Origin of the sequence: Sphingopyxis sp. (assembly GCF_019459305.1) — a bacterium.
In the GTDB taxonomy this organism is placed as follows: Bacteria; Pseudomonadota; Alphaproteobacteria; order Sphingomonadales; family Sphingomonadaceae; genus Sphingopyxis.
This window is the reverse complement of record NZ_JAIBES010000142.1, coordinates 1-23,558: the sequence shown is the minus strand read 5'-3', so window position 1 is coordinate 23,558 and position 23,558 is coordinate 1. Positions and strand designations below refer to the sequence as shown.

At 64.3% G+C, this 23,558-nt stretch carries 19 protein-coding genes, 2 tRNA genes and 1 pseudogene; 3 read left to right on the top strand and 19 right to left on the bottom strand.

What is annotated here, in order from left to right:
• Window positions 1–176 precede the first annotated feature (176 nt).
• Window positions 177–252, bottom strand: a tRNA-Trp gene (locus K0M74_RS17660).
• Window positions 253–345: 93 nt separating this feature from the next.
• Here K0M74_RS17660 and K0M74_RS17655 point away from each other — a divergent pair.
• Window positions 346–1,281, top strand: coding sequence for a DMT family transporter (locus K0M74_RS17655; RefSeq protein WP_293975506.1), 936 nt, complete (start codon window positions 346–348; stop codon window positions 1,279–1,281).
• Window positions 1,278–1,895: a glutathione S-transferase family protein gene (locus K0M74_RS17650; protein ID WP_293975504.1), complete on the top strand. Its 618-nt coding sequence runs from the start codon at window positions 1,278–1,280 to the stop codon at window positions 1,893–1,895. The genes K0M74_RS17655 and K0M74_RS17650 overlap by 4 nt, the downstream gene beginning before the upstream one ends.
• Window positions 1,896–1,908: 13 nt before the next feature.
• On the opposite strand, the gene folE is transcribed toward K0M74_RS17650, so the two are convergent.
• Window positions 1,909–2,511 (bottom strand): GTP cyclohydrolase I FolE, encoded by a 603-nt coding sequence (gene folE, locus K0M74_RS17645; protein ID WP_293975502.1) that lies wholly within the window; start codon window positions 2,509–2,511, stop codon window positions 1,909–1,911.
• A 436-nt stretch (window positions 2,512–2,947) separates the two neighbouring features.
• On the opposite strand from folE, the gene K0M74_RS17640 reads away from it, so the two are divergent.
• Window positions 2,948–5,935 (top strand): TonB-dependent receptor, encoded by a 2,988-nt coding sequence (locus K0M74_RS17640; RefSeq protein WP_293975500.1) that lies wholly within the window; start codon window positions 2,948–2,950, stop codon window positions 5,933–5,935.
• Between the two features lie 112 nt (window positions 5,936–6,047).
• On the opposite strand, the gene K0M74_RS17635 is transcribed toward K0M74_RS17640, so the two are convergent.
• The 17 genes and pseudogenes from K0M74_RS17635 to K0M74_RS17555 all read right to left on the bottom strand — a co-directional run.
• A complete protein-coding gene (locus tag K0M74_RS17635; RefSeq protein ID WP_293975498.1) occupies window positions 6,048–8,606 on the bottom strand; it encodes a TonB-dependent receptor in 2,559 nt (852 codons plus the stop codon).
• A 210-nt stretch (window positions 8,607–8,816) separates the two neighbouring features.
• Window positions 8,817–9,362 (bottom strand): pseudouridine synthase, encoded by a 546-nt coding sequence (locus K0M74_RS17630; protein WP_293975496.1) that lies wholly within the window; start codon window positions 9,360–9,362, stop codon window positions 8,817–8,819.
• A 63-nt stretch (window positions 9,363–9,425) separates the two neighbouring features.
• Window positions 9,426–9,501: transfer RNA gene (locus K0M74_RS17625), tRNA-Phe, on the bottom strand.
• Between the two features lie 96 nt (window positions 9,502–9,597).
• Window positions 9,598–9,780 carry a DNA gyrase inhibitor YacG gene (yacG, locus tag K0M74_RS17620; protein ID WP_293975494.1) on the bottom strand — a complete coding sequence of 61 codons (183 nt, stop codon included), beginning with the start codon at window positions 9,778–9,780 and terminating at the stop codon, window positions 9,598–9,600.
• Entirely contained in the window at window positions 9,770–10,753 is a 984-nt protein-coding gene (locus K0M74_RS17615) for a ribonuclease (protein WP_293975492.1), read from the bottom strand. The genes yacG and K0M74_RS17615 overlap by 11 nt, the downstream gene beginning before the upstream one ends.
• A complete protein-coding gene (locus K0M74_RS17610) occupies window positions 10,746–11,336 on the bottom strand; it encodes a nucleoside triphosphate pyrophosphatase (protein ID WP_293975490.1) in 591 nt (196 codons plus the stop codon). Before K0M74_RS17610 ends, K0M74_RS17615 begins: the two co-directional genes overlap by 8 nt.
• Window positions 11,333–11,551 (bottom strand): translation initiation factor IF-1, encoded by a 219-nt coding sequence (gene infA, locus K0M74_RS17605; RefSeq protein ID WP_088439331.1) that lies wholly within the window; start codon window positions 11,549–11,551, stop codon window positions 11,333–11,335. Before infA ends, K0M74_RS17610 begins: the two co-directional genes overlap by 4 nt.
• A 72-nt stretch (window positions 11,552–11,623) precedes the next feature.
• Window positions 11,624–12,490, bottom strand: a complete 867-nt coding sequence (locus K0M74_RS17600) for a cupin-like domain-containing protein (RefSeq protein ID WP_293975488.1) — start codon at window positions 12,488–12,490, stop codon at window positions 11,624–11,626.
• The gene (locus tag K0M74_RS17595) at window positions 12,487–13,671 is read right to left on the bottom strand and encodes a GNAT family N-acetyltransferase (protein WP_293975486.1); all 1,185 of its coding nucleotides are present in this window, start codon (window positions 13,669–13,671) and stop codon (window positions 12,487–12,489) included. Before K0M74_RS17595 ends, K0M74_RS17600 begins: the two co-directional genes overlap by 4 nt.
• A 147-nt stretch (window positions 13,672–13,818) precedes the next feature.
• Window positions 13,819–15,714 carry an XrtA/PEP-CTERM system amidotransferase gene (locus K0M74_RS17590; protein WP_293975484.1) on the bottom strand — a complete coding sequence of 632 codons (1,896 nt, stop codon included), beginning with the start codon at window positions 15,712–15,714 and terminating at the stop codon, window positions 13,819–13,821.
• A 12-nt stretch (window positions 15,715–15,726) separates the two neighbouring features.
• Window positions 15,727–17,205 carry an exosortase A gene (gene xrtA, locus K0M74_RS17585; protein WP_293975483.1) on the bottom strand — a complete coding sequence of 493 codons (1,479 nt, stop codon included), beginning with the start codon at window positions 17,203–17,205 and terminating at the stop codon, window positions 15,727–15,729.
• Window positions 17,202–18,419, bottom strand: a complete 1,218-nt coding sequence (locus K0M74_RS17580) for a TIGR03087 family PEP-CTERM/XrtA system glycosyltransferase (protein ID WP_293975481.1) — start codon at window positions 18,417–18,419, stop codon at window positions 17,202–17,204. Before K0M74_RS17580 ends, xrtA begins: the two co-directional genes overlap by 4 nt.
• The gene (locus tag K0M74_RS17575) at window positions 18,416–19,471 is read right to left on the bottom strand and encodes a FemAB family XrtA/PEP-CTERM system-associated protein (protein WP_293975508.1); all 1,056 of its coding nucleotides are present in this window, start codon (window positions 19,469–19,471) and stop codon (window positions 18,416–18,418) included. Before K0M74_RS17575 ends, K0M74_RS17580 begins: the two co-directional genes overlap by 4 nt.
• A gap of 8 nt (window positions 19,472–19,479) precedes the next feature.
• A complete protein-coding gene (locus K0M74_RS17570) occupies window positions 19,480–20,340 on the bottom strand; it encodes an XrtA system polysaccharide deacetylase (protein ID WP_293975479.1) in 861 nt (286 codons plus the stop codon).
• Between the two features lie 45 nt (window positions 20,341–20,385).
• On the bottom strand, window positions 20,386–21,606 hold the full coding sequence (locus K0M74_RS17565; RefSeq protein WP_293975477.1) for an XrtA/PEP-CTERM system-associated ATPase: 1,221 nt from the start codon (window positions 21,604–21,606) through the stop codon (window positions 20,386–20,388).
• A 22-nt stretch (window positions 21,607–21,628) separates the two neighbouring features.
• Window positions 21,629–23,341: a hypothetical protein gene (locus tag K0M74_RS17560; protein ID WP_293975475.1), complete on the bottom strand. Its 1,713-nt coding sequence runs from the start codon at window positions 23,339–23,341 to the stop codon at window positions 21,629–21,631.
• A pseudogene (locus K0M74_RS17555) lies at window positions 23,341–23,558 on the bottom strand (capsular biosynthesis protein); the annotation flags it as partial. The gene K0M74_RS17560 and the pseudogene K0M74_RS17555, both read right to left, overlap by 1 nt.

The following is a 23,558-nucleotide window of genomic DNA, read 5'->3' as shown; positions in this document are numbered from 1 at the left end:
TCAAGGAAGTCGACGACGGCATCTGGCTCGTCAGCTTCATGCAATATGATCTGGGCTATATCGATCTCGAACAAAGAACGTTACAAACAATCGACAACCCCTTCGGAGCAAGGGTGTCACCCATGTCTTAGGTACAATATGGTACCTATGTCTCCGGTATGTACCCCGGGCCGGCCTGGCAGGGGCAGTAGGACTCGAACCTACGACCCTCGGTTTTGGAGACCGATGCTCTACCAACTGAGCTATACCCCTAGGCCGGAGTGCGCCCCTAGCCCGATTGTTGAGGGGGAGCAAGGGGGGATCACGGCTTGCGCCTTGGGAGCGGACTGTTATGCGCAACTTTGCATGATGCCCGCCGCCGCCTCGACCGCAGCCCCGCAAAATTACCTCGGCGGAATTGCGCTCCGGCTGCTGGCGATGGCCAGCCTGTCGTTGATGTTCGTGGTGGTGAAATATGTAGACCGCGCCGGCATTCATATTGTCGAAAGCCTGTTCTGGCGTCAGGCGCTCGTCCTGCCCTTCCTGCTCCTGTGGGTACAGGCGACCGGCGGCTTTGCCTCGCTCCGGACAAACCGTATAGGCGCCCACACGCGGCGGATGCTGATGGGGCTGACCGGAATGGCGTGCAATTTCGGTGCGATGATCCTGTTGCCGATGGCCGAGGCCACGACGATCAGCCTGTCGGTGCCAATCTTTGCGGTGATCTTTGCGGCGCTGTTGCTCGGCGAGGCAACGGGCTGGCAGCGGTGGAGCGCGGTGATCATCGGCTTTGTCGGCGTGCTGGTCGTGCTGGCGCCGTGGGCAAGTTTTTCGGAGGGCTTTGGCGGCGATCATGGCATCGGTACGCTGGTTGCGCTGGCGGGCGCCATCATGACCGCGCTGATCACGATTGCGGTCCGCGACCTTGGTCGTACCGAAAATGCCGCAACGATCGTCTTCTGGTTCAGCCTGCTGTCGATGGTACCGCTAGGGCTCGCCCTGCCCTTTGTCATCACCCCGCACGTCGGCACCGAATGGCTGCTCCTGATCGCGCTAGGGGTCCTCGGCGCGATCGTCCAGATGTCGCTGACCGGCGCGCTGCGCCTTGCCCCGGTATCGGTCGTGATCCCGATGGACTACACCAGCCTGCTCTGGGCCATTATGGCGGGCTGGTGGTTCTTTGGTACCCTGCCCGCTGACACGACATGGGTCGGGGCGCCGCTGATCGTCGCGTCCGGGCTGTTCATCGCCTGGCGCGAACATCGCCGCCACATCAACCGGCCCAAGGAGGTTGCCGCATGACGCGTCCCATTCTCTACCACTGCCCCGACGCCCGCTCGCTGCGCTGCCTGTGGGCCGTCGAAGAGGCGGGGGTCGAGGTCGACCTGAGGATGCTCAAATTCCCGCCGCGCGCGTTCGAGCCCGATTATCGCGCGGTGAACCCGCTGATGACGATCCCCGGCTGGGTCGAGGACGGGCGACTTATGACCGAATCGGCTGCAATTTGCGAACGCATCGCCGAAGGAACACCGCTCGAAGTGCGGCGCGACGAAGCCGATTACTGGGACTATCGCAACTGGCTACACCGCAGCGACGCGACGCTGACCTTCCCGCTCGCGATCATGATCCGCTACACGCGCGTTGAGCCCGAGGAGCGACGGCTGGCGCAAGCCGTCGCCGACTATAAGGCATTCTTCGGCGGCCGCGCCAAAAGCATCGAAGCGGCGCTGGCCGATGGACGCAAATGGCTGGTCGCGGATCGGTTCACCATCGCCGACATCGTCATCGGCTATGCCGCCTTTCTGGCGACAACATTGGGTGCCGACGATGTGCTGGGCGAAGCAACAACCGCCTGGCTGGCGCGATGCACGGGCCGCGACGGCTTTCAAAACGCGCGGCGGCGCCAAGCCGCCTGACGACGGGACTTCGTCAGTATCCCATCAGACTCAGCACTTCCTTGCGGCTGCGCTGGTCATCCAGGAAGCAGCCGAGCAGGCGGCTCGTGACCATCCCGACGCCGGGCGTCCGCACCCCACGCCCGGTCATGCAACCATGTTGCGCGTCGATTACCACGGCAACGCCATGCGGATGCAGATTGTCCCAGATACAGCGCGCAACCTCCGCAGTCAGCCGCTCCTGCACCTGCAACCGCCGCGCATAGCCGTTGAGCACGCGCGCCAACTTGGAAATGCCGACGACGCGATCGCGCGGCATATAAGCGATTGATGCCTTGCCGGTGATCGGCGCCATGTGATGTTCGCAGTGCGACTGGAACGGAATATCTTTCAGCAGCACCAGCTCGTCATAGCCGCCCACCTCTTCAAAGGTACGCGCCAGATGGATCGCCGGATCGTCGGCATAGCCGCTGCAATATTCCTTCCACGCCCGCGCCACCCGTTTTGGCGTATCGAGTAATCCTTCGCGCTCGGGATCGTCACCGGCCCACTCGATCAGCGTCCGCACGGCGTCCGCGACATGGTCGGGCACGATCACCTTGCCGTCGACTCCCAGTTCCACCTTGCTGTCGCTCATCGCCCCACTTTCACTGTTGCATTCTTGCCGCACATTTCGGTGCCCATGCCTAGATAAACAAGGGTCGGACGACAAGAATATTGCTCTGCGCGCAAGTTTACGTTGCGGAAACTTGGCATTTTGCATCTTTGCAACTGCCCCATTTCATGTCGCTTTCCGGATCGAACAAGTGGCTTGACGCTTGCGTCAACTAAGCGCACCTTTGGGTTGCATTACAGAACCCGCATAAGCGGGTCATGATCCGGAGAGGCCGGCGTTTTTCCCCGACGCCGGTGGGAGAGGACGATGACCAGCACAGCTGGCAAAAGGGATACCTATAGGCATCGGTCCGCGTTGGTCGGACAGCCTTTGCCATGTCTGGTCTTATCCCCTCCCCTTACCACAACTTGAGTTTGGGCGGCCCCGCACATGCGGGATCGAAAAAGGGAGGCTATAAATGAAGTTCAAGGCACTGATCGGAACGTCGATTCTGGCGATGGCGGTGGCGACACCTGCATGGGCACAGGATCCGGCGGAAGAAGTGGAACGCGACGCTTTCGGTGGCGAAATCGTCGTCACGGCGCAGCGCCAGTCGGAACGTCTGCAGGACGTGCCGATCGCGGTCAGCGCCTTTTCCACCGAAGCGCTCGAAGCGCAGCAGATCAAGACCCCGTCGGATCTGCAGCTGACGCTGCCGAACGTGACCTTCACCAAGACCAATTTCACCGGCGCCAGCTTTACCATTCGCGGCATCGGCGATCTGTGCGTCGGCACCACGTGCGACAGCGCGACCGCAATCCACCTGAATGGCGATCCGCTGTTCTCAACCCGTCTGTTCGAAACCGAATTCTACGACCTTGAGCGCATCGAAGTGCTGCGCGGGCCGCAGGGCACCCTGTTCGGCCGCAATGCGACCTCAGGCGTGGTCAACGTCATTACTGCCAAGCCCAAGCTTGGTACGTTCGAAGCCGCCGCCGAAGCCGAATATGGAAATTATGATTCCATGAAGGGCAAGGCGATGATCAACATCCCGCTCGGCGACACCATGGCCTTCCGCGTCGCGGGCATTTACCTGAACCGTGACGGCTATACCAAGAACACCTTCCTGGGCACCCGCATCGACGACCGCGATCTCTACTCGGTCCGCGGCTCGCTGCGCTGGGAACCGAGCGACGACACGACGATCGACATTCTCGCCTCCTATTTCCGAGAGAAGGACCAGCGCACCCGCATTCAGAAGCAGCTTTGCCAGCGCGACCCGACCGGCATCCTCGGCTGTCTGAACACGCGCCTCGACAATTCGCCGTTCAACGGCAACGCGACCTTCACCGCGGCACTCACCTCGCGCGAATTCCTTGCGATCCGCGGCATTCCGCAGGCATTCGCGCTCGGCAGCCTCTATGGCCCCGACGTTTACGCCAACACGACCGTGCCCGAGGATCCGCGGGTGGTGAACACCGCCTATACGCCCAGCTATTTTACCAGCGAGCTGACGATTCAGGGCCAGATCGAACATAATTTCGGCCCCGTGTCGTTGCAGGTGTCGGGCCAGTATCAAAAGGTCAAGCTGGACGCATCGCAGGACTATAACAGCAATGTCGGTAACCGCGCGCTTTACGCTGGCGGCCTGGCTACCTTGCAAGCCGCCGCCGGTGGTGCACTTGGCGCAGGGTTCACCCCTTATTTCGCGCCGGTCGCCGCCGCGATCATTCCCAACGGCCCGACCGGCCAGCTCTGCACCTCGCTCGCGGAAGAAACCGGCTACGGTGCCTATGGTGGCAACAAGATCTGTAGCGACCAGTCGCTGCAGTTCGACCGGTCGAACCAGTATAACAGCAGCTGGTCGGTCGAAGGTATCTTGTCGAGCGACCTCGACGGGCCGTTCAACTTCCTGGTTGGCGGCATCTATGCAGATTACCATCTGACCGAGAACAGCTATTATGTGAACGCCTTCCCCATCGACTATCTGACCGGGGTGTTGGGTGCATTCACTGCAGCGACCAATCCGCCGGCTGCCGGTGGCCCACTGCCGCCGTCATTCCTGGCGACGCCGTTCTTTCGCAACAATACCGACGACCTGAAGATTACCTCCTACGGCCTGTTCGGCGAAGCCTATTTCGAGTTCAGTGACCGACTAAAACTGACGGCCGGCCTGCGTTACAACAACGACAAAAAGGCGGTGACGGCACGCTCGACGCTGGCGAGCTTCCTGGCGCCGCATGGTGGCACCACTGACACGGTGTTCGGTTCGCCGTTCGTCGGGTCGTTCGACGCCGACCCTGGCACACCCGGCAACCAGATCATCCAGGCACGTCAGGTAAAGTTCAACAAGCTGACCGGACGCGCGGTGCTCGACTTCAAGGTCACCGACGACAATCTGATCTATGCGTCCTACTCGCGTGGATATAAATCGGGCGGCATCAACCCGCCGCTGCAGCCGATCTTTGCAGTCCCCGAATCGTTCCGGCCCGAGCAGGTCGATGCGTTCGAAATCGGGTCAAAGAACAGCTTTGGTAACGGCGCGCTCCAGCTCAACCTGACGGCCTTCTACTACAAGTATAAGGATCTGCAGCTGAGCAAGATCGTCGCTCGCACGGCGGTGAACGACAATGTCAGCGCCAACATCTATGGCTTCGAAGCTGAAGCGATCGTGCGGCCCGATCCCGACGTCGTGGTCAACCTGGGCTTCAGCTACCTGCACAGCAAGGTTTCCGAAGACAAGTTCACCAGCAATCCGCGTGACTTTGGTGGCGGCCGCTCGGACGCGGTGATCATCAAAGACATTACCAATGCCGCAAACTGCGCGGTCGCATCGACTTCGGGCAACGCCGCTGGGGTGAATGCCTTTGTGAATGGTGTCCAGCAGGTTATCAACGGCGGGTTCGTCCCTGGTGTCCAGGGGGGTGCCGGCTTGCAACCCACCACCGCGTTCCCCGCCGACGGCGGCATCGCATCGACGGGTGCGTTCAGCATCTGCGGGGTCATGGAAGCGGCTGCCGCCGGTGCCTTTGCCGCAGCGGGCCTCAATCCGGCGAATTTCGGCGGGATCGAATATTTCTCCGCCGGCGTCCCCGTCAATATCAAGGGTAACCAGCTGCCGCAGGCGCCGAACTACAAGTTCAGCGCCGGCATTCAATATACCGCGCGGCTTGGCAACGGCGACATGACGCTCGTCCCGCGCGTCGACCTGGCCTACACCGGCGAAAGCTATGGCAGCATCTTCAACGGCAACGTCAACCGGATCAAAGGCTATGCCCAGGTCAATGCCCAGCTGCAGCTGAACGGCCCTGACGACAAATGGTATGTCAAAGGCTTCATCCAGAACGTCTTTGACGCCAACAGCGTCACCGGCCTGTACATTACCGACCAGTCGTCGGGGAATTACACCAATATCTTCACCCTCGAACCGCGCCGCTACGGCATCGCGGCGGGCGTGAAGTTCTAAAGCCTACGGCGGCAACGCCAACAAAAAGCCCCGGTCTCTCCATCGAGAGGCCGGGGTTTCTTTTTGCCGATGTCGTGCGGGTCGGGGCCTCGCCGCCCCGACCCTCACCCAATCAGAATTTGAAGCGAACGGTGCCGCCATAAGTGCGCGGCTGGCTGGGATAGCCCGACACACTGCCGGCCTGCGCCACCGCCGGGAAGATCGTCGTGAGGTACTGCGCGTTGGTCAGGTTGCGCCCCCACACGCCGACGTCGAGTCCGTTGGTCAGGCGGATCGTGAACGATGCGTTAAGCGAGTTCACCTCGCGCTGCAGACTTTCCGCGACGCCGGCCGGGAAACCGCTCAGACCTTCGACGATCTGGACGGGGCTTTCATAGGCGTAATCGACGTGCGCAATCGCCTTGGTCCCGCCGGCAAATTCATGCGTGTAGGTGGCGCCCATCGACATCGACAGAGCCGGGATACCCGCGGGCGTGGTGCCCGAGATGTCACCGAATGCCGAGTTGACGAAGCTGTCATATTTGGCGTCGAGGTAGGTTGCCGCCAGGGTCAGGTTGAGCCCTTCAACCGGGCGCACCGAACCGTCGAATTCGATACCAAAAGTCGACTGCTTGCCTGCATTGGCCAGCGCAAACCCGGTGCCGGTAAAGACGTTCGACTGGAAGCCCTTGATCGACTGTTTGAACACCGCGACATTCACGGCCGCGACGTCCCACTGGCCCTTCAAACCGAATTCATAAACGGTCGATTCTTCGGGTGCCGCAAAGCGCGAGCCCGTTGCAAGGTTCGGCGTGCGAAGCCCGGCGGCGGTGATCGCGGCAAGGTCCGACGCCAACGGACGGCTGTCGCGTGACAGGTTGACCGAGCTTGCCTTAAAGCCCGTCGCATAGGTCGCGTAGACGTTGACCGTGTCGGTCACTTCATAAGCCGCGCGGACGCTGTACGAGAAATCGCTGTCACTGGTTTTGCCGTCCTCAACCGAATTGGGGAGATTGAGGAAGGGCGGCAGGAACTGGAACGCCTTCAGGCCAGCGAGCGGATTCGCGCTGCTGCCGTTCGGCAGGGTCAGCGTCGGATTCGCGGCCAGAAACGCAGCAGTCGCCGGATCGACGCCGCCGCCGATCAGCAACGCCTGACGAAACGGCGCATATTGGGGCGCGTCAAGGTTGATGCCCGAGAAGGTGTCGGTGCTGATCACGTTGGTCGAGAAATTTTTGCGATCCTTGGTATAGTTACCGCCCAGCGACAGCGTCAGGCGGTCGGTCACCTCGAAGTCCACGGTGCCAAAGATCGAGAAGGCTTCGTCCTTCAGGCGATATGCTTCGTCGAGGCCGTCACCGGCACGGAAGAAGGTGCCCAGATAACGCGTCGGCGCGCCTTCAAGCGCCCCGAATGTGCCTTCGAGTAGTGCGACGTTGAGCGCATTGCCGCTCGCCGCGCGGATCAGCTGGTCGCCATAGGGACGGAACTGCGTACCGAAACGAATGTCGTTTTCCTGGTCGATCTTTTCGTTGAAATAATAACCGCCGAGCAGGAAGTTGATCGGACCGTCGAAATCCGACGTGATGCGCAGTTCCTGGGTGAAGGTATCGATCCCCAGATCCTGGCTGTTCTCACCGATCAGGTCGGCACCGGTGAAGTCCGAATCCTGGTTCGTCAGCGCCTTGACCTTGCGGTAGGCGGTAATCGAGGTCAGCGCGAGGTTGCCCAGATCATAGTCGATCTGCGCCGAGCCGCCGTAGTTTTCGATTTCGTTCGTCGACAGGAAATTATTGTACACATCGTACGAGAAGGGGTTGTTGGCATCGACGCTGGGGCCGCTAGCGAGGGCGTTGGTAATCGCGACGGTCGGGCCAGCGATGACGTTACCCGCGATGCAGCAATTTTCGTCGATCTTGTCATAATCGCCGATCAGGCGGATCGAGAGCGCGTCGGTCGGTTCGAACAAAAGCTGACCGCGCACGCCCCAACGATTGCGGTCGTTGACGTCGGTGTCGAGCTTCAGATCCTGAGCATAGCCATCGCGGCGGTTGTAGCTGCCGCCGATCGAGAAGGCGACGGTCTCGCTGATCGGGCCGGTCACGTCACCCTTGACGGTGATCGCGTTGAAATTGCCATAGGTCAATTCGGCCGAACCGCCGAATTCATATTGCGGCTTTTGCGTGACGATGCTGATGACGCCAGCCGATGCATTCTTGCCGAACAAAGTCGACTGCGGACCGCGCAGCACTTCAATGCGCTCGACATTGGGAAGGTCGCCGATCTGGGCGGCCGAACGCGAGCGATAGACGCCGTCGATGAACACGCCCACCGACGGTTCGATCCCGGCATTGTTGGCACCGTTGCCGAAACCGCGAATGATGAAATTGGTGTTGGCGCTCGACTGGAGCTGCGACACGCGCAGGCTGGGGACCGCGGTTTGCAAGTCGATGAGGTCGCGGATCTGCGATTCCTCCAGCTGGGCCGCCGATGTCACGGAAACGGCAACCGGCGTGTCCTGCAACGTCTGCGACCGCTTTGACGCGGTGACGATGATGTCATTGCCATAATCGGTATCGTCGACCGCAACCGCGCTGTCGTCAGCGGGGGCAGCGTCCTGGGCAAAAGCGAAGGCGGGGGTGGCGCTGGCGCACAGCATCGTGGCGCCCAGCAAAAGGTTGCGCAAAGTCATGATGTCTCTCTCTCCAAACCGGTGCAGGCGCGGCCCTTCGGCCAAAGCGGGAGATGCCCCACCGGAGCAGGCCGCTGTAATAAGCCCGCACGCCGCGTCAACGCGGCGGCGCTGCACCATGCCGATTTTCTCACGATTTGTGACCGAAAAGCAACAGTTTGCACTGCAACATAAACTGCGCGCGCGATCCCGAAAAGCAGCGCGAACGCGCTACTCCACCTCGCGCCACTCGCCGGGCACCAGATCGCCAAGCTCCCAAGCGCCGATCCGCACCCGCACAAGCCGTAGCGTCGGATAGCCGACCGCCGCGGTCATCCGTCGTACCTGACGGTTGCGGCCCTCGGTGATTATGATCTCCAGCCAGCTGTCAGCGACACTCTTGCGAAAGCGCACCGGCGGATCGCGCGGCCACAGCCGCGGCGGCTCGATACGCCGCGCTTCTGCCGGCCGGGTCGGACCATCATTGAGCACAACCCCCGCCCGCAGCCGGCCAATGCTTTCCGCATCGGCCTCGCCTTCCACCTGCACCCGATAGGTCTTGGGCGTCTTGTGCCGCGGCGACGCGATGCGCGCCTGCAACGCGCCGTCGTCGGTCAGGATCAGCAACCCCTCGCTGTCCCGGTCAAGCCGTCCGGCGGGATAGACCTGCGGGACATTGATGAAGTCGGACAGCGTCGCACGCGCCTCCGGCGTGCCGCGATCGGTGAACTGCGACAAAACCCCAAAGGGTTTGTTGAACAGGATGATGCGACCCACGACTTTCCTTCCCGCCATGCCGGGCAAAGGCGCGGCCACTCAACTGGATGCTTAGCAGAGAAATGGTGCCCGGGGACGGGTTCGAACCGCCGACACTGCGATTTTCAATCGCATGCTCTACCAACTGAGCTACCCGGGCCGGGCCGCTGCGGAACTGAGCCCGCGCTGGCGAGCGGCGGCTATAGGCAGGGCTTTTCATCCTGTCCAGTGGCTTTGTAAGGCTGTTTCGATGCGTTCAGCTTTCGTCGAAACGATCGTTGTCGGCGGTGCCGTCGGGCGCCTGCGCGGCGGGGACGGCATAGCCTTCGCCGAACCAGTTGAGCAAGTCGCGGTCGCGGCAGCCGCGGCTGCAAAAGGGTTTGAATTCAGGTTCGCGCGGCTTGCCGCACAAGGGGCAGCGCGGCGGTTTACTGGGCATGTCCGGTTCCTTTGCTTGCGGCGTCGGCGGTCAGCTGGACCGGGCGGCCAGTACGATTTTGCAGCATATCGATCCATGCCGGATGCGCCGCGATATGGTCGGTCACCGCGGGCCGCGCAGTTAGCGTTAACGTCCCCGCCCCTACCGCGCGCTCGGCCTGACGCAGCAACAGCGCAGCGTCGGTCGCTAAAGGGTCGAGCACGACCTGTTCGATCAGCGACGGGCGGTCGCGACGACGGATGATCTGCATCAGCCCGAAGCCATTGACCGCGGTGCGTTCGTAGGGCTGCGGCAGCGCCGCATCGACGGCAGCGTCGATCGCCTGGCGTCCGGTGCGATCGGGGAGCGAGGGGAAATCGATGCCGATCGATCCGCCGATGTCGCAGCAGCGGATCACCGCCGCCGCGGCCTTTGCACCGGCTTTGGCCAGCGCCAGCGCGTCGCCCTCGCCATCAATGTCGATCAGCACCATCGCGGGGGTCGCATCGACCCACAGCGCGCCGCCAGCGAAGGGCCAATGGCCGATGCGGATATGGTCGATCAGTTCGGACCAGCCCGCCTGTTCCAGTCGGTCTGGAGCCGTTGCACGCAGCTCAGTCACCGGCACTCCGGTCGCCGCGATGCGCGAGCGCAAATCCGGGCCATCGCCGATGACCGCCCCCGCTTCGGCAACCCGCGCCCGCGCGGGTTTGTCGCGCCCGCGTTCGCGCAGCGCCATACGGGTGATCTCGACCGTCAAAGCCGCACCCATTGCCGTCGCGGGCGGCAACCCCGTCAGCGATGCCATCGGCGCGCCGGGCCAGCCGAGCGCCACCATCGGCGCCTTCCCAGCCTCGACCAGCCGCGCCGCGACAATCGCACCGACGCGTGGCCCCACGCCTTCGCGCTCGATCCGCGCTTCCAGAATTTCGTCGCCATCGACCAGCGCCGCCCGCGCCTCGCCGATCCCGGCTTCGTAAAGCCATTCAGCCAAGGGGGATGCCCGCGCTGGTCAGCAAGGTGCGCGTTTCGAACAATGGCAGACCGACGACGTTCGAATGGCTGCCCGACAGGAAGCGGACGAAGGTTTCGGCTCGTCCCTGGATCGCATAGCCGCCTGCCTTGCCCATGCCTTCCCCGCACTCGACATACCAGTCGATCTCGGCGGCGCTCAGCACCTTGAACGCAACGACCGTATCGACGACGCGCACCCGCGGCTTGCCGTCGGTGCCGACGACGCACAGCCCCGAATAGACATGGTGCCGCCGTCCCGACAACAGGCCGAGCATGCGGCGGAGGTCAGCCTCGCCGGTGGGCTTTTCCAGGATGCGGCGTCCGACTGCAACGGTCGTGTCACCTGCAAGCACCACCTCGTCCGCGGCGCGTTCGACCGCCAGCGCCTTGCCCCTGGCGAGCCGTGCGACATAGTCGCGCGGCAGCTCGGCTTTTAGCGGCGTTTCGTCGATGTCGGGGGACGCGATCCGCGCCGGGATCACGCCGATGCGCGCCAGCAGCTCACGCCGCCGCGGCGAAGTCGAGGCCAGAACGAGCGCGGGAATGTTCGCCGCACTACTCACTTGAAGCGATAGGTGATCCGACCCTTGGTCAGGTCATAGGGTGTGAGTTCGGCGAGCACTTCGTCGCCGACCAGCACGCGAATGCGGTTCTTGCGCATCTTGCCCGCGGTGTGGCCCAGAATCTCGTGGCCATTTTCCAGTTTGACGCGAAACATCGCGTTGGGCAGCAGTTCGACCACTTGGCCGCGCATTTCCAGAAGTTCTTCTTTCGCCATCAGTCCTCTAGGATCTCACAAAATAAGGATGCGCGCCCATAGCCGCAAATCGCAGCAATGAAAAGCGGTCTGTCACTCGACGAGCCGCAGCTTTCGCGCGATCCGCCACGCCACGGTCTTAACGCGAGCATGGCCGGGCCAGCGTGGCGGCATTGCGGGATCGAGCCCGATGCGGCGCAGCGCGGCGTTGGCGGCATGCGCCTCGGATTCGCGATAGCTCCACTCGCTGCGCCAGGTGATCGACAGCGAGATCGATGGCGCGTCGCCATTGGTGACGAAATGCGGCGCCATCACCGGCATCAACACCGCATCGCCGGGGCCGAGTGGTACCTGCTGCGCGTTCTCGCGATAGGTTTCGTCCCACGGCAGGTTGCGGTGGCCGCCGGTGTGATAACGCTCATGCTCACGCCGATGCGCGAACCGTTCGTCGCCCGATGGCCACACGTTCATCACCTTGGTCCCGCGCAATTGCAGCAGGATATTATGTTCGGGATCGAAGTGGAACGGCGTGATCGATCCCGGCGACGAGATGAAGACAAAACCCTGCGGGGTCAGCATCGCGCCCGTCTGCGGCTCGACGACCGATCTGAGCTCGCCAAGCAGGTCCATCAGCAGCGTGCGATAGGCCGGAACATTTTCGATATTCTTGAGCACCGCCCAGCTGCCGTTGCTGTCGATCGTGCGGATCGTCTCGCCGATTGAAAGGCCGTTCGCGGGGATATCTTCGGGGCGGATGCCGATCGGGACATTGCCCGGGTTAAATTCGACTTCGCTCGCCGGCAGGCCTTCGCCAAGCTGCGCCAGCGCCTCGATCGACAGCAGCGGGTGGTCGGGCAGATGATGGTGCAGCAATCCCGCCTTAAGCGGATAGAGCGCCGCCATCGTCGCCAGCGTTTCGGGCGGGAAAACGGGTCTGGTGATCGGTTGATGCGCAGTCATGACGGGCTTCCTACGTCATTTTCGGTCGCGGTGGGAGCCTTCCAGCGCCGCCAGAGCCGCTCTACCTTGGTCAGCATGGCGAAGCGCATCCGGTCGGCGGGCGCCGACAATGCGGCGTTGACCCACACCAAAGCGCGGCGCTCGCGCCACACGCTGTCGATCATCGGATGTCCGGGCGCGGCGCAGCTGTCGACCCAGGCGATCGCCGGATCATCGAGCAGGTCGAGATTGGCCTGTTGCAGCAGCACCCCGGGTGAAAAGCGCGCATAATCCTCGTCGAACGCGGTCTTGAATGAAAAGCCGCCCGGCGGCACGAGGAAGTTGATCAGCATCGCGAGCGGCCGCTCATCCAGATCGAGCGCGCGCATGTCGAGCCGCCCCGCCTCGGCCGCGCCCGCCAGGATCGCGCGGAACCACGCCTGGGTGCCGCTGTGGCTGGCGAGCGCGGATCCGGCGCGGCCTTTCCAGCCGCGCGCTTCCAGATCGAGAAAGGAGGTGATCCACGGCTCGATCGCCTCGCCCGCCTGCCAACGCCGAAAGCGCATCGCACCTTCTTCGGCGAGCCGGTTCGCCTGCCGCCGCAGCTCCTTTCGCTTCTTGGCGCGCACCGCTGCGTCCCAATAGTCCTCCGGCGACAGCGGGCTGTCGAGCAGCGCGCGTTCCTCGCGGTGGACAACTTCAGCCTCCCCCCCCCGTACCCGCGCCACATCGACCAACGCGCGGTGTAGCGCCCCGTTTTCGGTCAGGCGCGGGACATGGAGCAAGATGTGCGCCCACGGCGCCGCATCGCACCACCCGAGCAGGATCGACCAGAACAGACTTTCAAACCCCGCGCGTACCAGAGGGGCGCCGTGGAAATGATTGGGATGCGCCCAGCCGCTGACATGCCGCAGCGGCAGGCGGCCATAATGCGCCGCCAGCGCCACCGGCATAATCCCGATCACCGGCCCATCGCTGCCGTCGCGCACGAGTACCAGCCGCGCGTGCCGCTCGGGATCGAGCAGGTGGAGCGCCGATTGCAGGCACCAGCGCTCAGCAAAGGGATTGGGTTCGCTCGCCTCCCCCGCCAGTCGGTCCCACGCCGCCGCCAGATCGGGCGACAGCGCGAGCGGATCAACCACGCGCACCGTCAGAGGGTCGGCCGGCGCGGCGCTGGCAGGAAAGGCGGGATGCACCGTCATCGGGTGGAGGTTAGCAGGAAGGAGTTAAAATGGGGTGGCTGACATGTCCGTCGCCCCCGCGCAGTTGGGGACCGCTGGAAGTTTAAAACTCCGACGCCGAGTAAGGCCGATAGTGGCCCCCGCCTGCGCGGGGGCGACGAATAATCCTCAAATCCCGAACAGTTTCGCCAGCGATTTCTCCAGCATGAAAAACTGCCAGATCAACCGCCCATGGTCGCGCCGTCCCGACTGATGCGCCGCGACGATGCGTTCGATTTCGGCCATGTCGAACCAGCCCGACCGCGCCAGCGTCGACGATGTTGCGAGCCCCCGCGCCTGCTCGACCAAAGCCCCGCGGAACCATTGCGACACCGGGGTCACAAATCCCATCTTCGGCCGATACAGGATGTCGTGCGGCAGATATCGTTCCATAGCCTGCTTCATGATCGCCTTGCCCGTTCCGCGCTTGACACGCATCGACGCGGGCAAGCTCGCGGCAAATTCGATCAGCCGGTAATCGAGCAATGGCTCGCGCGCCTCCAGACTCACCGCCATGCTCATCCGGTCGGTTTTGGTCAAAATGTCGCCGGGCAGCCAGATCATCAGATCGGCATATTGTGCGCGGTCGAGCGGCTCGCGCGCCGGGGCCTCGGCCATCGCCTTCCAATAGCGCGCCTCGGCAACATGATCGCCAAGCGCATGATGCGCCGCGTCGTTGAACAGCCGCGACCGCTGCGCCACCCCGGTCACCCCGACCGCCTCGGCATAACCCTCGGCCCCGCTCTTCGACAGGCTTGCGAGCGTCGCGCGGGCGCGCAGCGGACGCGGCGCCCAATCCATTTGCGGCCACACCTTCGCGAGCGGCCCCAGCACCCCGCGGCGTAGGAAACCGGGGATCAGCCCGCGCAGCCGTTCCTCCTGATGCTGGAACACCAGCCGGCGGTACCCGGCAAACGCCTCGTCGGCGCCGTCGCCGGACAGCGCCACCGTTACCTCTTCGCGCGCCAACTCGCACACGCGATAGGTTGGCAGCGCGCTGGCGTCGGCAAAGGGTTCGTCGAAATGATCGGCGATCGTGTCGACCAGCCCGAAGTCGCCCGACGACACGGTGCGCGTGCGGTGATCGGTCGCGAAGCGCTCGGCGATTTGCTGCGCATATGCGGTCTCGTCGAGCGCCGCCTGATCGAAGCCGATCGTGCAGGTCTTGACCGCCTTCGCGCTCGCCTCCGCCATCAACGCGACGACCGCGCTGCTATCGACTCCGCCCGACAGAAAGGCGCCGAGCGGCACATCAGCGACCATGCGGTCGGTGACCGCAGCGCGCATCAGGTGGACAAGATGCTCAGCCGCCTCGCCCTCGCTGGCGCGGATGCGCTTGGAAAAATCGGGCGCCCACCAGCGCGTCGGCGCGGGCACCGACTTGCCGCGCTCTAGCAACAGGAAATGGCCGGCGGGCAGCTTCTCGACCCCCGCGACGATGCAATTGTCGTCGGGGACATAGCCAAAGGCGAGGAAATCCTCGATCGCGGTGAGGTTCGCTTCCTGCCGCAGCAGCGGGTTACGCAGCAGCCCCTTCAGCTCGGACGCAAACGCCACCGACCCGTCCGAAAGCCGCGCATAATGCAGCGGCTTCACCCCCAAGCGGTCACGAGCCAGGAACAGGCAGCCGCGCTGATGATCGTGGATCGCAAAGGCGAACATCCCGTTCAGCCGCGACAGGCAATCCGGCCCCCATTGCCGCCACGCCTCGATGATGACTTCGGTATCGCCGCTGGTGCGGAACCGGTGCCCAAGATCCTCCAGTTCGGAACGCAGCTCGCGGAAATTATAGATCTCGCCATTGTAGGTGAGCGTCACCGCCTCATCGTCGCTCGCCATCGGCTGCGGGCTGCCGTCGATATCGATGATCGACAGGCGAAGGTGGCCCAGGCCGACCCCGGCCGCGGTCCATTCGCCCGATCCGTCGGGGCCGCGATGCTGCATTGGTTGCAGCATCGCGCGCAGCCGCGCGGGGTCAACCGGCTTGGCCGTCTCGAGATGATAGATGCCTGCGATCCCACACATATGCTGCGTGGCCTAGCGGGTTTTCAGCGCGCGGTCAGCCATTGCCTTGGCTCCGCCCGACGCGGAAACGAAATCCTCCATCGCATCGCGCCCGCCCTGCCGCTCCGCGCTCGACACGATCAGCGACAGCGCGCGCGGATCGCCGCCCAGCAACCGCGCCTTCAGCCCTGCGATCTTCGCGCGGCGCGGATCCCCGGTCACCGCGCCATCGACGACAAACCACGTCGCCGCATCGCGCAGTACGGGGCCCGGATGAAACAGACGTTCGGTCCGCGCGCCCTCGACCGCGGGCAACGACGCGCTCCACGCCCATTTGCTGTCAGGGTCGACCGCACCCTGACCGAATGCGACGACCTCGCGCCCTTCTGCCTGGCGTTCATAGCCGCCGATCGCGACGGTCACCCGGCGTCCCCTGCCGTCGACAAAATGCCGCAGCAGCCGCTGGTCGGCGCCGTCGAAGCGCGGCGTCCACGCCATGCCTACGGCGCGCGTTTCGCTCCATCCGCGCGGCGCCTCCACCGCCATCGTGTCAGGCAACGGGGCGCTGCGCCCGCCGACCAGCCATGCCCAGCCAGAAAAAAGCAACGGGATCGCCAGCGCGGCGGGCAGCACGGCGTTGGCCGACCCGGTAAAACGCAGCGGCCCGTCCAGCCCACTCACATCGACTGCAACATCGTTCGCGGGCCGGTCGAACCAGCGACACGCCACCAGCATCACGATCGCAATCACCAGCCCGAAGAAGATCCAGCCATAGAAGATATGGTCGATCCCGCCCGCCGCCTCGATCCCCCAGATTTCGGCGGCGACCATTGTGCCATAAGCGCGCAGCGCATTGGCGAGGATCGTCGTTGCTAGCGCCGCGGCGACAAAGACGATACGCCGCGTCCAGCTCTTGAAACACAGATGGGCCGCGAACACCGCATAGGCGAGCATCGCGATCAGGAAATTGACCCCCGAACATTCCTCGGCAACCTCGAAGAAGCCCGCTGGGGTGGTGATGAACACGCCCTCCATCTCGGCGGAAATACCCGACAGGTGGAGCAGGACGACGCTGATATGCGCGGTAAAAGTCTGGAGCAGCGGCACCAGCTCCTCGCCGAACGGCACCAGCAACAGCGCATAACCGAGCGGAAACAGCAAGCCGCGCACCAGCTTCTCGCCCAGCACCGCGCCGACCGCGCCCTGCAGCATCAGCACCAGCCCGAGCTGCCGAAACAACCCGACCCCCGCCGCCTCGCCGACCAGCCACACCAGCCCCGCCCCCGCCATCCAGACGAGCGCTGGCCACCAAAAGACGGGGGTCAGCGGACGCAATAGATCGACCCGCTGAGAGACCAGCCAGCCGATCATCGGCACCATCAACAGGCAATGGGTAAAGGTCGAGCTGTGCCACCAGATGCCCGCCATAGCGGCAACATCGCGCCAGAAGATCGCCAGGATCGCCGCTGACAGCAGCGCGAACGCGCCCAGATGGCGTTGCCACAACGTCATGCGGGCAGGCCCAGCAGCTCGCCAAGCGGCGCCAGCCGCGCGTCCCAGCCATAACGCGAAATCATCCGCGCGCGCGCCGCTTGCCCCATCTTGCCCGCGCCCTCGCGGTCATCGAACAGCGACCCCACAGCGGCGGCCATGCCCTCGGCATTGTCAGCAACCAGCAGATGCTCGCCCGGCACCGCATCGATCCCTTCGGCCGCGGCCGCACTCGCCACCACCGGCCGCGCCATCGCCAATGCTTCGAGCAGTTTATTCTGCACCCCGCGCGCCAGCAGCAGCGGCGCCACCACCGCATCGGCGGAAGCAAGCCAGGACCGGACGTCGGAAACCTCGCCGGTCACAAGAACGCCCGGCAGCTTGGCCAGAGCGCGCACCTCGTCCGTCGGTGCCCGTCCGACGATCGCAAAGCGCGCCGCCGGGTGCTGTCGACGGATCAGCGGCAGGATGTCGGTGGCGAACCAGCGCACCGCGTCGATATTGGGGCGATAGTCCATCTGGCCGGTGAACACCGCGAGCGGCCCTTCGCCGCCATCGACCGCGTCGAATGTTAGCGCCGGGTCGAACCGGCCCGTGTCGATGCCATTCTCGACCGCGCAAACCTTGGCGGCGCCGAGGGCGCTGCGCAGACGAAACAACGCCGCCTCGGCCTCGCTGACGAACAGGCTCGCATCGACGCGCCGCGCCACCCTGGCCTCATAAGCGCCGAGCACCCGCGCCTCGCGCTGATGCACCCAGCGCAGCGGCTGGCGCTTATCCTGCTCGGCATAGGCCTTGAATTTCGCCGAATCGACATCGACAAAATCCATCAGAACCGGGCCGCCGAAATCGGCGGGCAGATATTGCGCCATCTGGCCGGAGAAGCTGACGATATGGGTTATACCGCCGCCGCGGATCAAATCATCGACATGCCGCGCGAGCGCAGCGTTCCTGAACAATCGATTCGACGCCGGCTCGCCCCGAAAGACCGCCTGCGCGAGCGCAATCGGACGCGAAACATTGCGGACTTCAATCGCCAAACTCTTGCAAAGCGGCGCCAGCTTCTCGCGCGCGATGGCCGCATCGTCGGCATTGTCAGCGAGCGCCGCAACATGCACAGGCGCCAGCTTCGCCAGCGCCTCGAACATGTGCCAACTGCGGATGCGGTCGCCGCGGTCGGGGGGCCACGGCGCGCGATGCACAAGGAACAGGATTTCGGGACTCACCCCGATCATCCCAATCCGCGCGCGATCAGCGGCCCGATCCTGTTCGCCGCCCACAGCGGCAGCTTTTTCCACAGATCGACCTGCAGCCGATATTTGGCGCTGTTCGGATTGGTATCGCGCGGCGCCTCACCCGGAGCCAGCCAGCGCGCATAGACGAGCGGTTGCGGCTCGAAACCCCAGTTCTTCTTGTAACTATAGGGTCCGGTGCCGACCTTCGACCGCCCGTAATCGAACCGCGCGCAGCCCTTCGCCCGCGCATGGCGCATCAGCGCGAAATACATCAGCTCGTTGGCGCGCAGCCGCCGCGCGTCGGCGATCCCACCGCCCCAATAGGGCATCACCGTACCGCGCCAATAGAGGCTGAGCACGCTTGCGACGGGGCGCCCGTTCTGCCGCACGGTCAAAATATCGGCATCGTCGCCGAACGCATCGAGCACCGCATCGAACAGCTTTTTAGGAAACACAGGCGTCCCGAGATTGCGAACGCTGGCCGCATAAGTACGATAATGATCGCGCCGCTCACCGGCGTCGCGCCCGGTGGTCACGGTCAATCCACTGTCCAGGACCTTGCGCACTTCGGCGCGCTGTTTGCGCGGGATCGCGAGCAGTTCGGCATCATCGTCGCTGGCGAGGTCGCGCGCAAAGTCAGCATAAATCCCCTCTTCGCGGCGCCAGCCGTCGCCGTCGGGCTGCGGACCGCCGCGCAGTTCGACCGACGGCACCCCGAGCGATTGCGCCATCGCCGCCGCGCCCTCGGCCACCGTCGCCGCAACTGCCGGATCATTAGCAAGGATACCGCCATCCACCGCAAACCCGCTGCCGACCAGCGCATGCCCGAACAGCGGCGAGCTGACATGGTGGAGCGGCAACAACCCGGTCAGCGCCCCGTCCGCACCGCGCGCCGTGACCAGATGGCAAACATGCCCCGTCGCCTTGGTGATCGCCTCGCACCACGCGCGGCTGTGAAAGGGCGTCGCGTCAGGATGCGCCGCAACATAGGCATCCCACGCCGCCGCATCGGACAACGGCGCGCCGTAAAAGCCATCCTTCACCGGACGGATCGGCGCATTCACGCCGCCGCGCGCCACGGCGCAGCGCGCTGCTGCTGCGCGGAGAGCAACGCGTCGGCGCGTGTCCAGTCGAAATCGGCGAGCAGTTTCTTCAGCTTGCCAGCCATGGCCGACAAGCCGCTGTAATGCCGAATTTTCGATTTGATCGGTGCGTCGCCAACGCGCGGCTGGCCGGGGTCAATTTCCCACGGGTGGAAATAGAGGATCGCGGGATGCCCCTCTTCATTCATCCGCGCGATCGCCCAGCGGGTAAAGCCATAAGGCAGCATCCGCATGAAGCCCCCGCCGCCCGCCGCGAGCGTGCGCCCGGCAAAGCGCGCGGTCGTCACCGGCCATTCGACCAGATCGCTATCGGGCAGCGGCCGCCAGGCATGGCGCGGGCTCTGCGGCCAGCCATAATGGTCGTGGACGACCGGCGCGACGCTTGACGAATAGGCATAGCCCTGTTCGGCGAGCACCGCATGCGCCCACGGGGTGCGCTGGTCGACCGAGAAACTTGGCGCGCGATAACCGCGCACCGCAACGCCGCCCAGATTCTCGAGGATCGCCTGCGTTTTCTGAAGGTCAGCAGCAAATTCGTCCGCGGTCATGTTGAACACGCGTTTGTGGTCATAACCATGGCTCGCGAGCTCATGCCCAGCCGCCACAATCCGCTTGATCAGCGCCGGATAACGCTCGGCGACCCAGCCCAATGTGAAGAACGTCCCTGTCGTCCCCGCATCGGCGAAAATCTGCAGCACCGCGTCGCAATTCGCCTCGACGCGGCACTCGAGCGTCGGCCAGTCGGCACGGTCGATCGTGCGCTCAAAGGCGCCGACCTGGAACCAGTCTTCGACATCGACCGACAGGCCGTTCTGCATCGTTTTCCACCTTCATCGACCGGATAGCCGATTTCGTGTCTGCTGTCAGGCCGCCCAGGTCCGCGACGTCGCCGGATTGGGCGCATTCTCAGGATCGCGCTCGACCCATTCGATCAGCAGATCGAGCACACGGCGCAGCGCCGCATCCTGTTCGACCAGCCGCGTTTCAAGCGAAGCAATCTGGGTTTCGAGCGCCGCCAGATGCTCGAGATCGATCGCCGCCACAGCCGGGGCCGCTTCGGGCGACAGCTCCTGCGCGGAAGTCTCACGCCGCGTCGGCGCAGGCTCCGCAAAGGGCGGACGTCCGTCGGCAGCACGTTGCGGCCATTCGAGCGCGGTTTCATTCGCTGCGGCCGGTGCCGCAAAAGGCGCGGGCGTCGGCGCGACCGCAGCAGCCGCGGCCGCCACGACCTCTTCGACCGGCAGCGGCGCCAGCGTCGATGCATCGATACCGCGATCGGCCTCGATCTCGGCGACCACCGAGCGCACATTCTGCGGCGTGATCCGCGTCATCTGCTCAACCGCGCCGTACAGCAGCAAGCGGCTGACCAGCACGTTCAATTTGCGCGGTACGCCCTCGCTGTAATCAAAGATTTCCTCGAATGCGTCGGGGCTGAAGCTCGGGTTTCCGGTCCAGCCGACCTTGCCCAGCCGGTGCAGAATATAGGGTTCGACTTCCTCGGGCTCCATCGGGTCGAGGTGATGCGTCGCGATCACTCGCTGGCGCAATTGCTCCAGCGTCGGCGAATGAAACAGGGTCTGGCGGAACTCGGGCTGCCCAAGCAGAAAAATCTGGAGCAGCGAATGGCCGCCGAGCTGGAAGTTCGACAGCATCCGCAGCTCCTCGAGCGCAGAGATGGCAAGGTTCTGCCCCTCATCGACGATCAGCAGCGTGCGCTTTCCGGCGCGCGCCTGTTCGCGCAGATATTGTTCCATCGACCGCAGCAACTCGGCCTTGCTCTGCCCTTCCCACTCGATCCCGAACTGTTCGGCGACGAGGCGGAGCAGGTCGTCGCCCTCGACCTGCGTCGACACCAGCTTGACCGCGGTAAGGCGATTGGGGTCGATGGTGTTCATCAGGTGGCCGACCAGCGTCGTCTTGCCCGCGCCGACATCGCCGGTGATGACGATGAAGCCCTCACCCTGCGCGAGTCCGTAGCCGAGGTAAGACATCGCCTTACGGTGCGTGCCGCTTTCGAAATAGAAATGCGGGTCTGGCGTCAGCTGGAACGGACGCCCGGTGAAACCATAGAACTGATCGTACATCGCTAATATTCCCGTTGCTTGGTCAGAAGTTGTAACGCAGTCCCACCAAAGCTGAACCAATAAGCTGGCTGTTAAAGCCGTCCTGATCAAAGGCGTTAAGGCTGGCCGCCGCAGTCCCGGTCAGTCCGCGCCAGAAGCGCCGCGAGTATGCAGCCGACAGCCCCGCCGACTGGACGTCGCTCGCACCCGGCGCGCCATTGTCGAAATAGTTGAGATACCCGGTCAGGCTGATGTCCGAATCGACGTCGAGCTGGCGCCCCGCCGACAGGAAGAGATAATAGCTCTCGTCCTTGATCCCGTTCAGGTTCGCGATCGGCGAGAGCAACGGCGCGAGCAGCTTGCGCTGGTCATAGCCAATCCCTACGCCATAGCTCCACCCGGCGTAGCGCGAGGCGATCGTCGCCTGCACGCCGCGGCTGCGATATTGCGCCGACGTCGCGTTGCCGAGCTGGTTGTTCAGGCATCCGCCGCCCTGCTGGCCGAACACGCACGGATTGATCGTCCCGCCGATCGGGTTGCGCGTCGGGTCGAACTGGGTCGGCAACGCAGCCAGTCCACCCGAGAGGCCGCGGCCCAGACTCGACAGTCCGTCATAAACGCCGACCTGAACCGTCGTCGCATGGTCGGCGCGATAGGCGAAGCTGCCGGTATAAATGGTGTCGCCATAACGGCGGCCGACGCGCGCGGTCGCCGACGTGCGGCGGCTTGGCTGCCACATCACCCCGGCGTCCCAGATCAAGCCGTCGGTATCGAACGACAGCTGGCGGGGGGTTGATTTGTCGGTGATGAAGCGACCGTTCGCATCGCGCACCGGCACGCCGCCCGCATCAACGACTGGATTGCGCTGGCCGATTTCGATATCCTCATAACCGACGCCGCCCAGCAGCGCGACACTCGGCCCGATCGGCATCGTCACATCGGCGCGGACATATTTGCCCTCGAACCGCTGGTCGAGCTGGCTGGCATCCTCACGTTCATAGCCGCCCGATACCTGCCACCCGAACGGCAGGTCGCCGGGACGCGCGCCGACGCTGGCCCACGCAACATGGTTGGTCGAGCTGTCGAAAATATCCTGCGGCTGGCTACCCGGCGCCAGGATCGCGGGGGTATCGACATCGACCTTGGTATAGCCAAAGCGATAGCCCGCCCCAACATCCAGCCCGCCGATGCGGCGCGCCAAGGTCGGCCCGGCATAGACCGAGTAGAGGTTCGCGACATTGCTCGCGTTGCCGATGAACAATCCGCTGTCGGCGCCCTGCCCGTCAGCGCGGGTCCGGGTGGCGAGCGCGCCGCCCTCGAGATTGAGACCGCGCGCGATCTCGATCCGGCCGCGGGCGAGGCCGCTGATCGTATCGGAATCGCCCAGTCCGCCACCCCAGCCAAAGCGATGTTCATAGCGCAGCGTTGCTGCCAGTTCAGCGCGCGTCGTCACGATCGCAGCATCGATGCCTACCGCAACATTGGTATAGGTCAGGACGTCGCCGCCATTTTTCAGGTCGGCGGTCAGCACCTGGCCGACCTCGAGATAGGGGCTGACATCGACCTGCCGCTGGCTACGGCGGCCCTCGGCGCGCTTCGCTGCGCGGCCGGGTTCCGCCGCCGGGGCGCTCGTCGGCGTTTCGCTGGCGCCGGAAGCGGGATCGCCCGAAAATTGCGCCTGCGCGCCCGTGGTGGCCCCTGCCAGCAGCAGCGCCGCCAGCGCGCTCGCGTGGCGCAGGGCGATGGTGATGCGCATCACGCGCCTCCTTGTCCGTAATAGGTGCCGAAACGGCGGCCGCCTGGCGAGAATTTCACGCCGTTGAGGAGCAGCTGGATATGCGGACACGCGCCCATCAAGCCGATCGCGTCGCGCAGGGCGGATTCCAATGTTTCGTCGGCGCGCACGACCATGATCGTCTGGCCGACATGCCCCGCCAGCACTGCGGCGGGCGAGGGCGCCCCCCCGGGCGGGG

Bases quoted from the DNA above. Each gene is read 5' to 3' on its own strand.
- K0M74_RS17655 (WP_293975506.1), top strand. From the start codon at position 346: ATGATGCCCGCCGCCGCCTCGACCGCAGCCCCGCAAAATTACCTCGGC.
- K0M74_RS17650 (WP_293975504.1), top strand. From the start codon at position 1,278: ATGACGCGTCCCATTCTCTACCACTGCCCCGACGCCCGCTCGCTGCGC.
- folE (WP_293975502.1), bottom strand. From the start codon at position 2,511: ATGAGCGACAGCAAGGTGGAACTGGGAGTCGACGGCAAGGTGATCGTG.
- K0M74_RS17640 (WP_293975500.1), top strand. From the start codon at position 2,948: ATGAAGTTCAAGGCACTGATCGGAACGTCGATTCTGGCGATGGCGGTG.
- K0M74_RS17635 (WP_293975498.1), bottom strand. From the start codon at position 8,606: ATGACTTTGCGCAACCTTTTGCTGGGCGCCACGATGCTGTGCGCCAGC.
- yacG (WP_293975494.1), bottom strand. From the start codon at position 9,780: ATGCCCAGTAAACCGCCGCGCTGCCCCTTGTGCGGCAAGCCGCGCGAA.
- infA (WP_088439331.1), bottom strand. From the start codon at position 11,551: ATGGCGAAAGAAGAACTTCTGGAAATGCGCGGCCAAGTGGTCGAACTG.
- K0M74_RS17600 (WP_293975488.1), bottom strand. From the start codon at position 12,490: ATGACTGCGCATCAACCGATCACCAGACCCGTTTTCCCGCCCGAAACG.
- K0M74_RS17595 (WP_293975486.1), bottom strand. From the start codon at position 13,671: ATGACGGTGCATCCCGCCTTTCCTGCCAGCGCCGCGCCGGCCGACCCT.
- K0M74_RS17590 (WP_293975484.1), bottom strand. From the start codon at position 15,714: ATGTGTGGGATCGCAGGCATCTATCATCTCGAGACGGCCAAGCCGGTT.
- xrtA (WP_293975483.1), bottom strand. From the start codon at position 17,205: ATGACGTTGTGGCAACGCCATCTGGGCGCGTTCGCGCTGCTGTCAGCG.
- K0M74_RS17580 (WP_293975481.1), bottom strand. From the start codon at position 18,419: ATGATCGGGGTGAGTCCCGAAATCCTGTTCCTTGTGCATCGCGCGCCG.
- K0M74_RS17570 (WP_293975479.1), bottom strand. From the start codon at position 20,340: ATGCAGAACGGCCTGTCGGTCGATGTCGAAGACTGGTTCCAGGTCGGC.
- K0M74_RS17565 (WP_293975477.1), bottom strand. From the start codon at position 21,606: ATGTACGATCAGTTCTATGGTTTCACCGGGCGTCCGTTCCAGCTGACG.
- K0M74_RS17560 (WP_293975475.1), bottom strand. From the start codon at position 23,341: ATGCGCATCACCATCGCCCTGCGCCACGCGAGCGCGCTGGCGGCGCTG.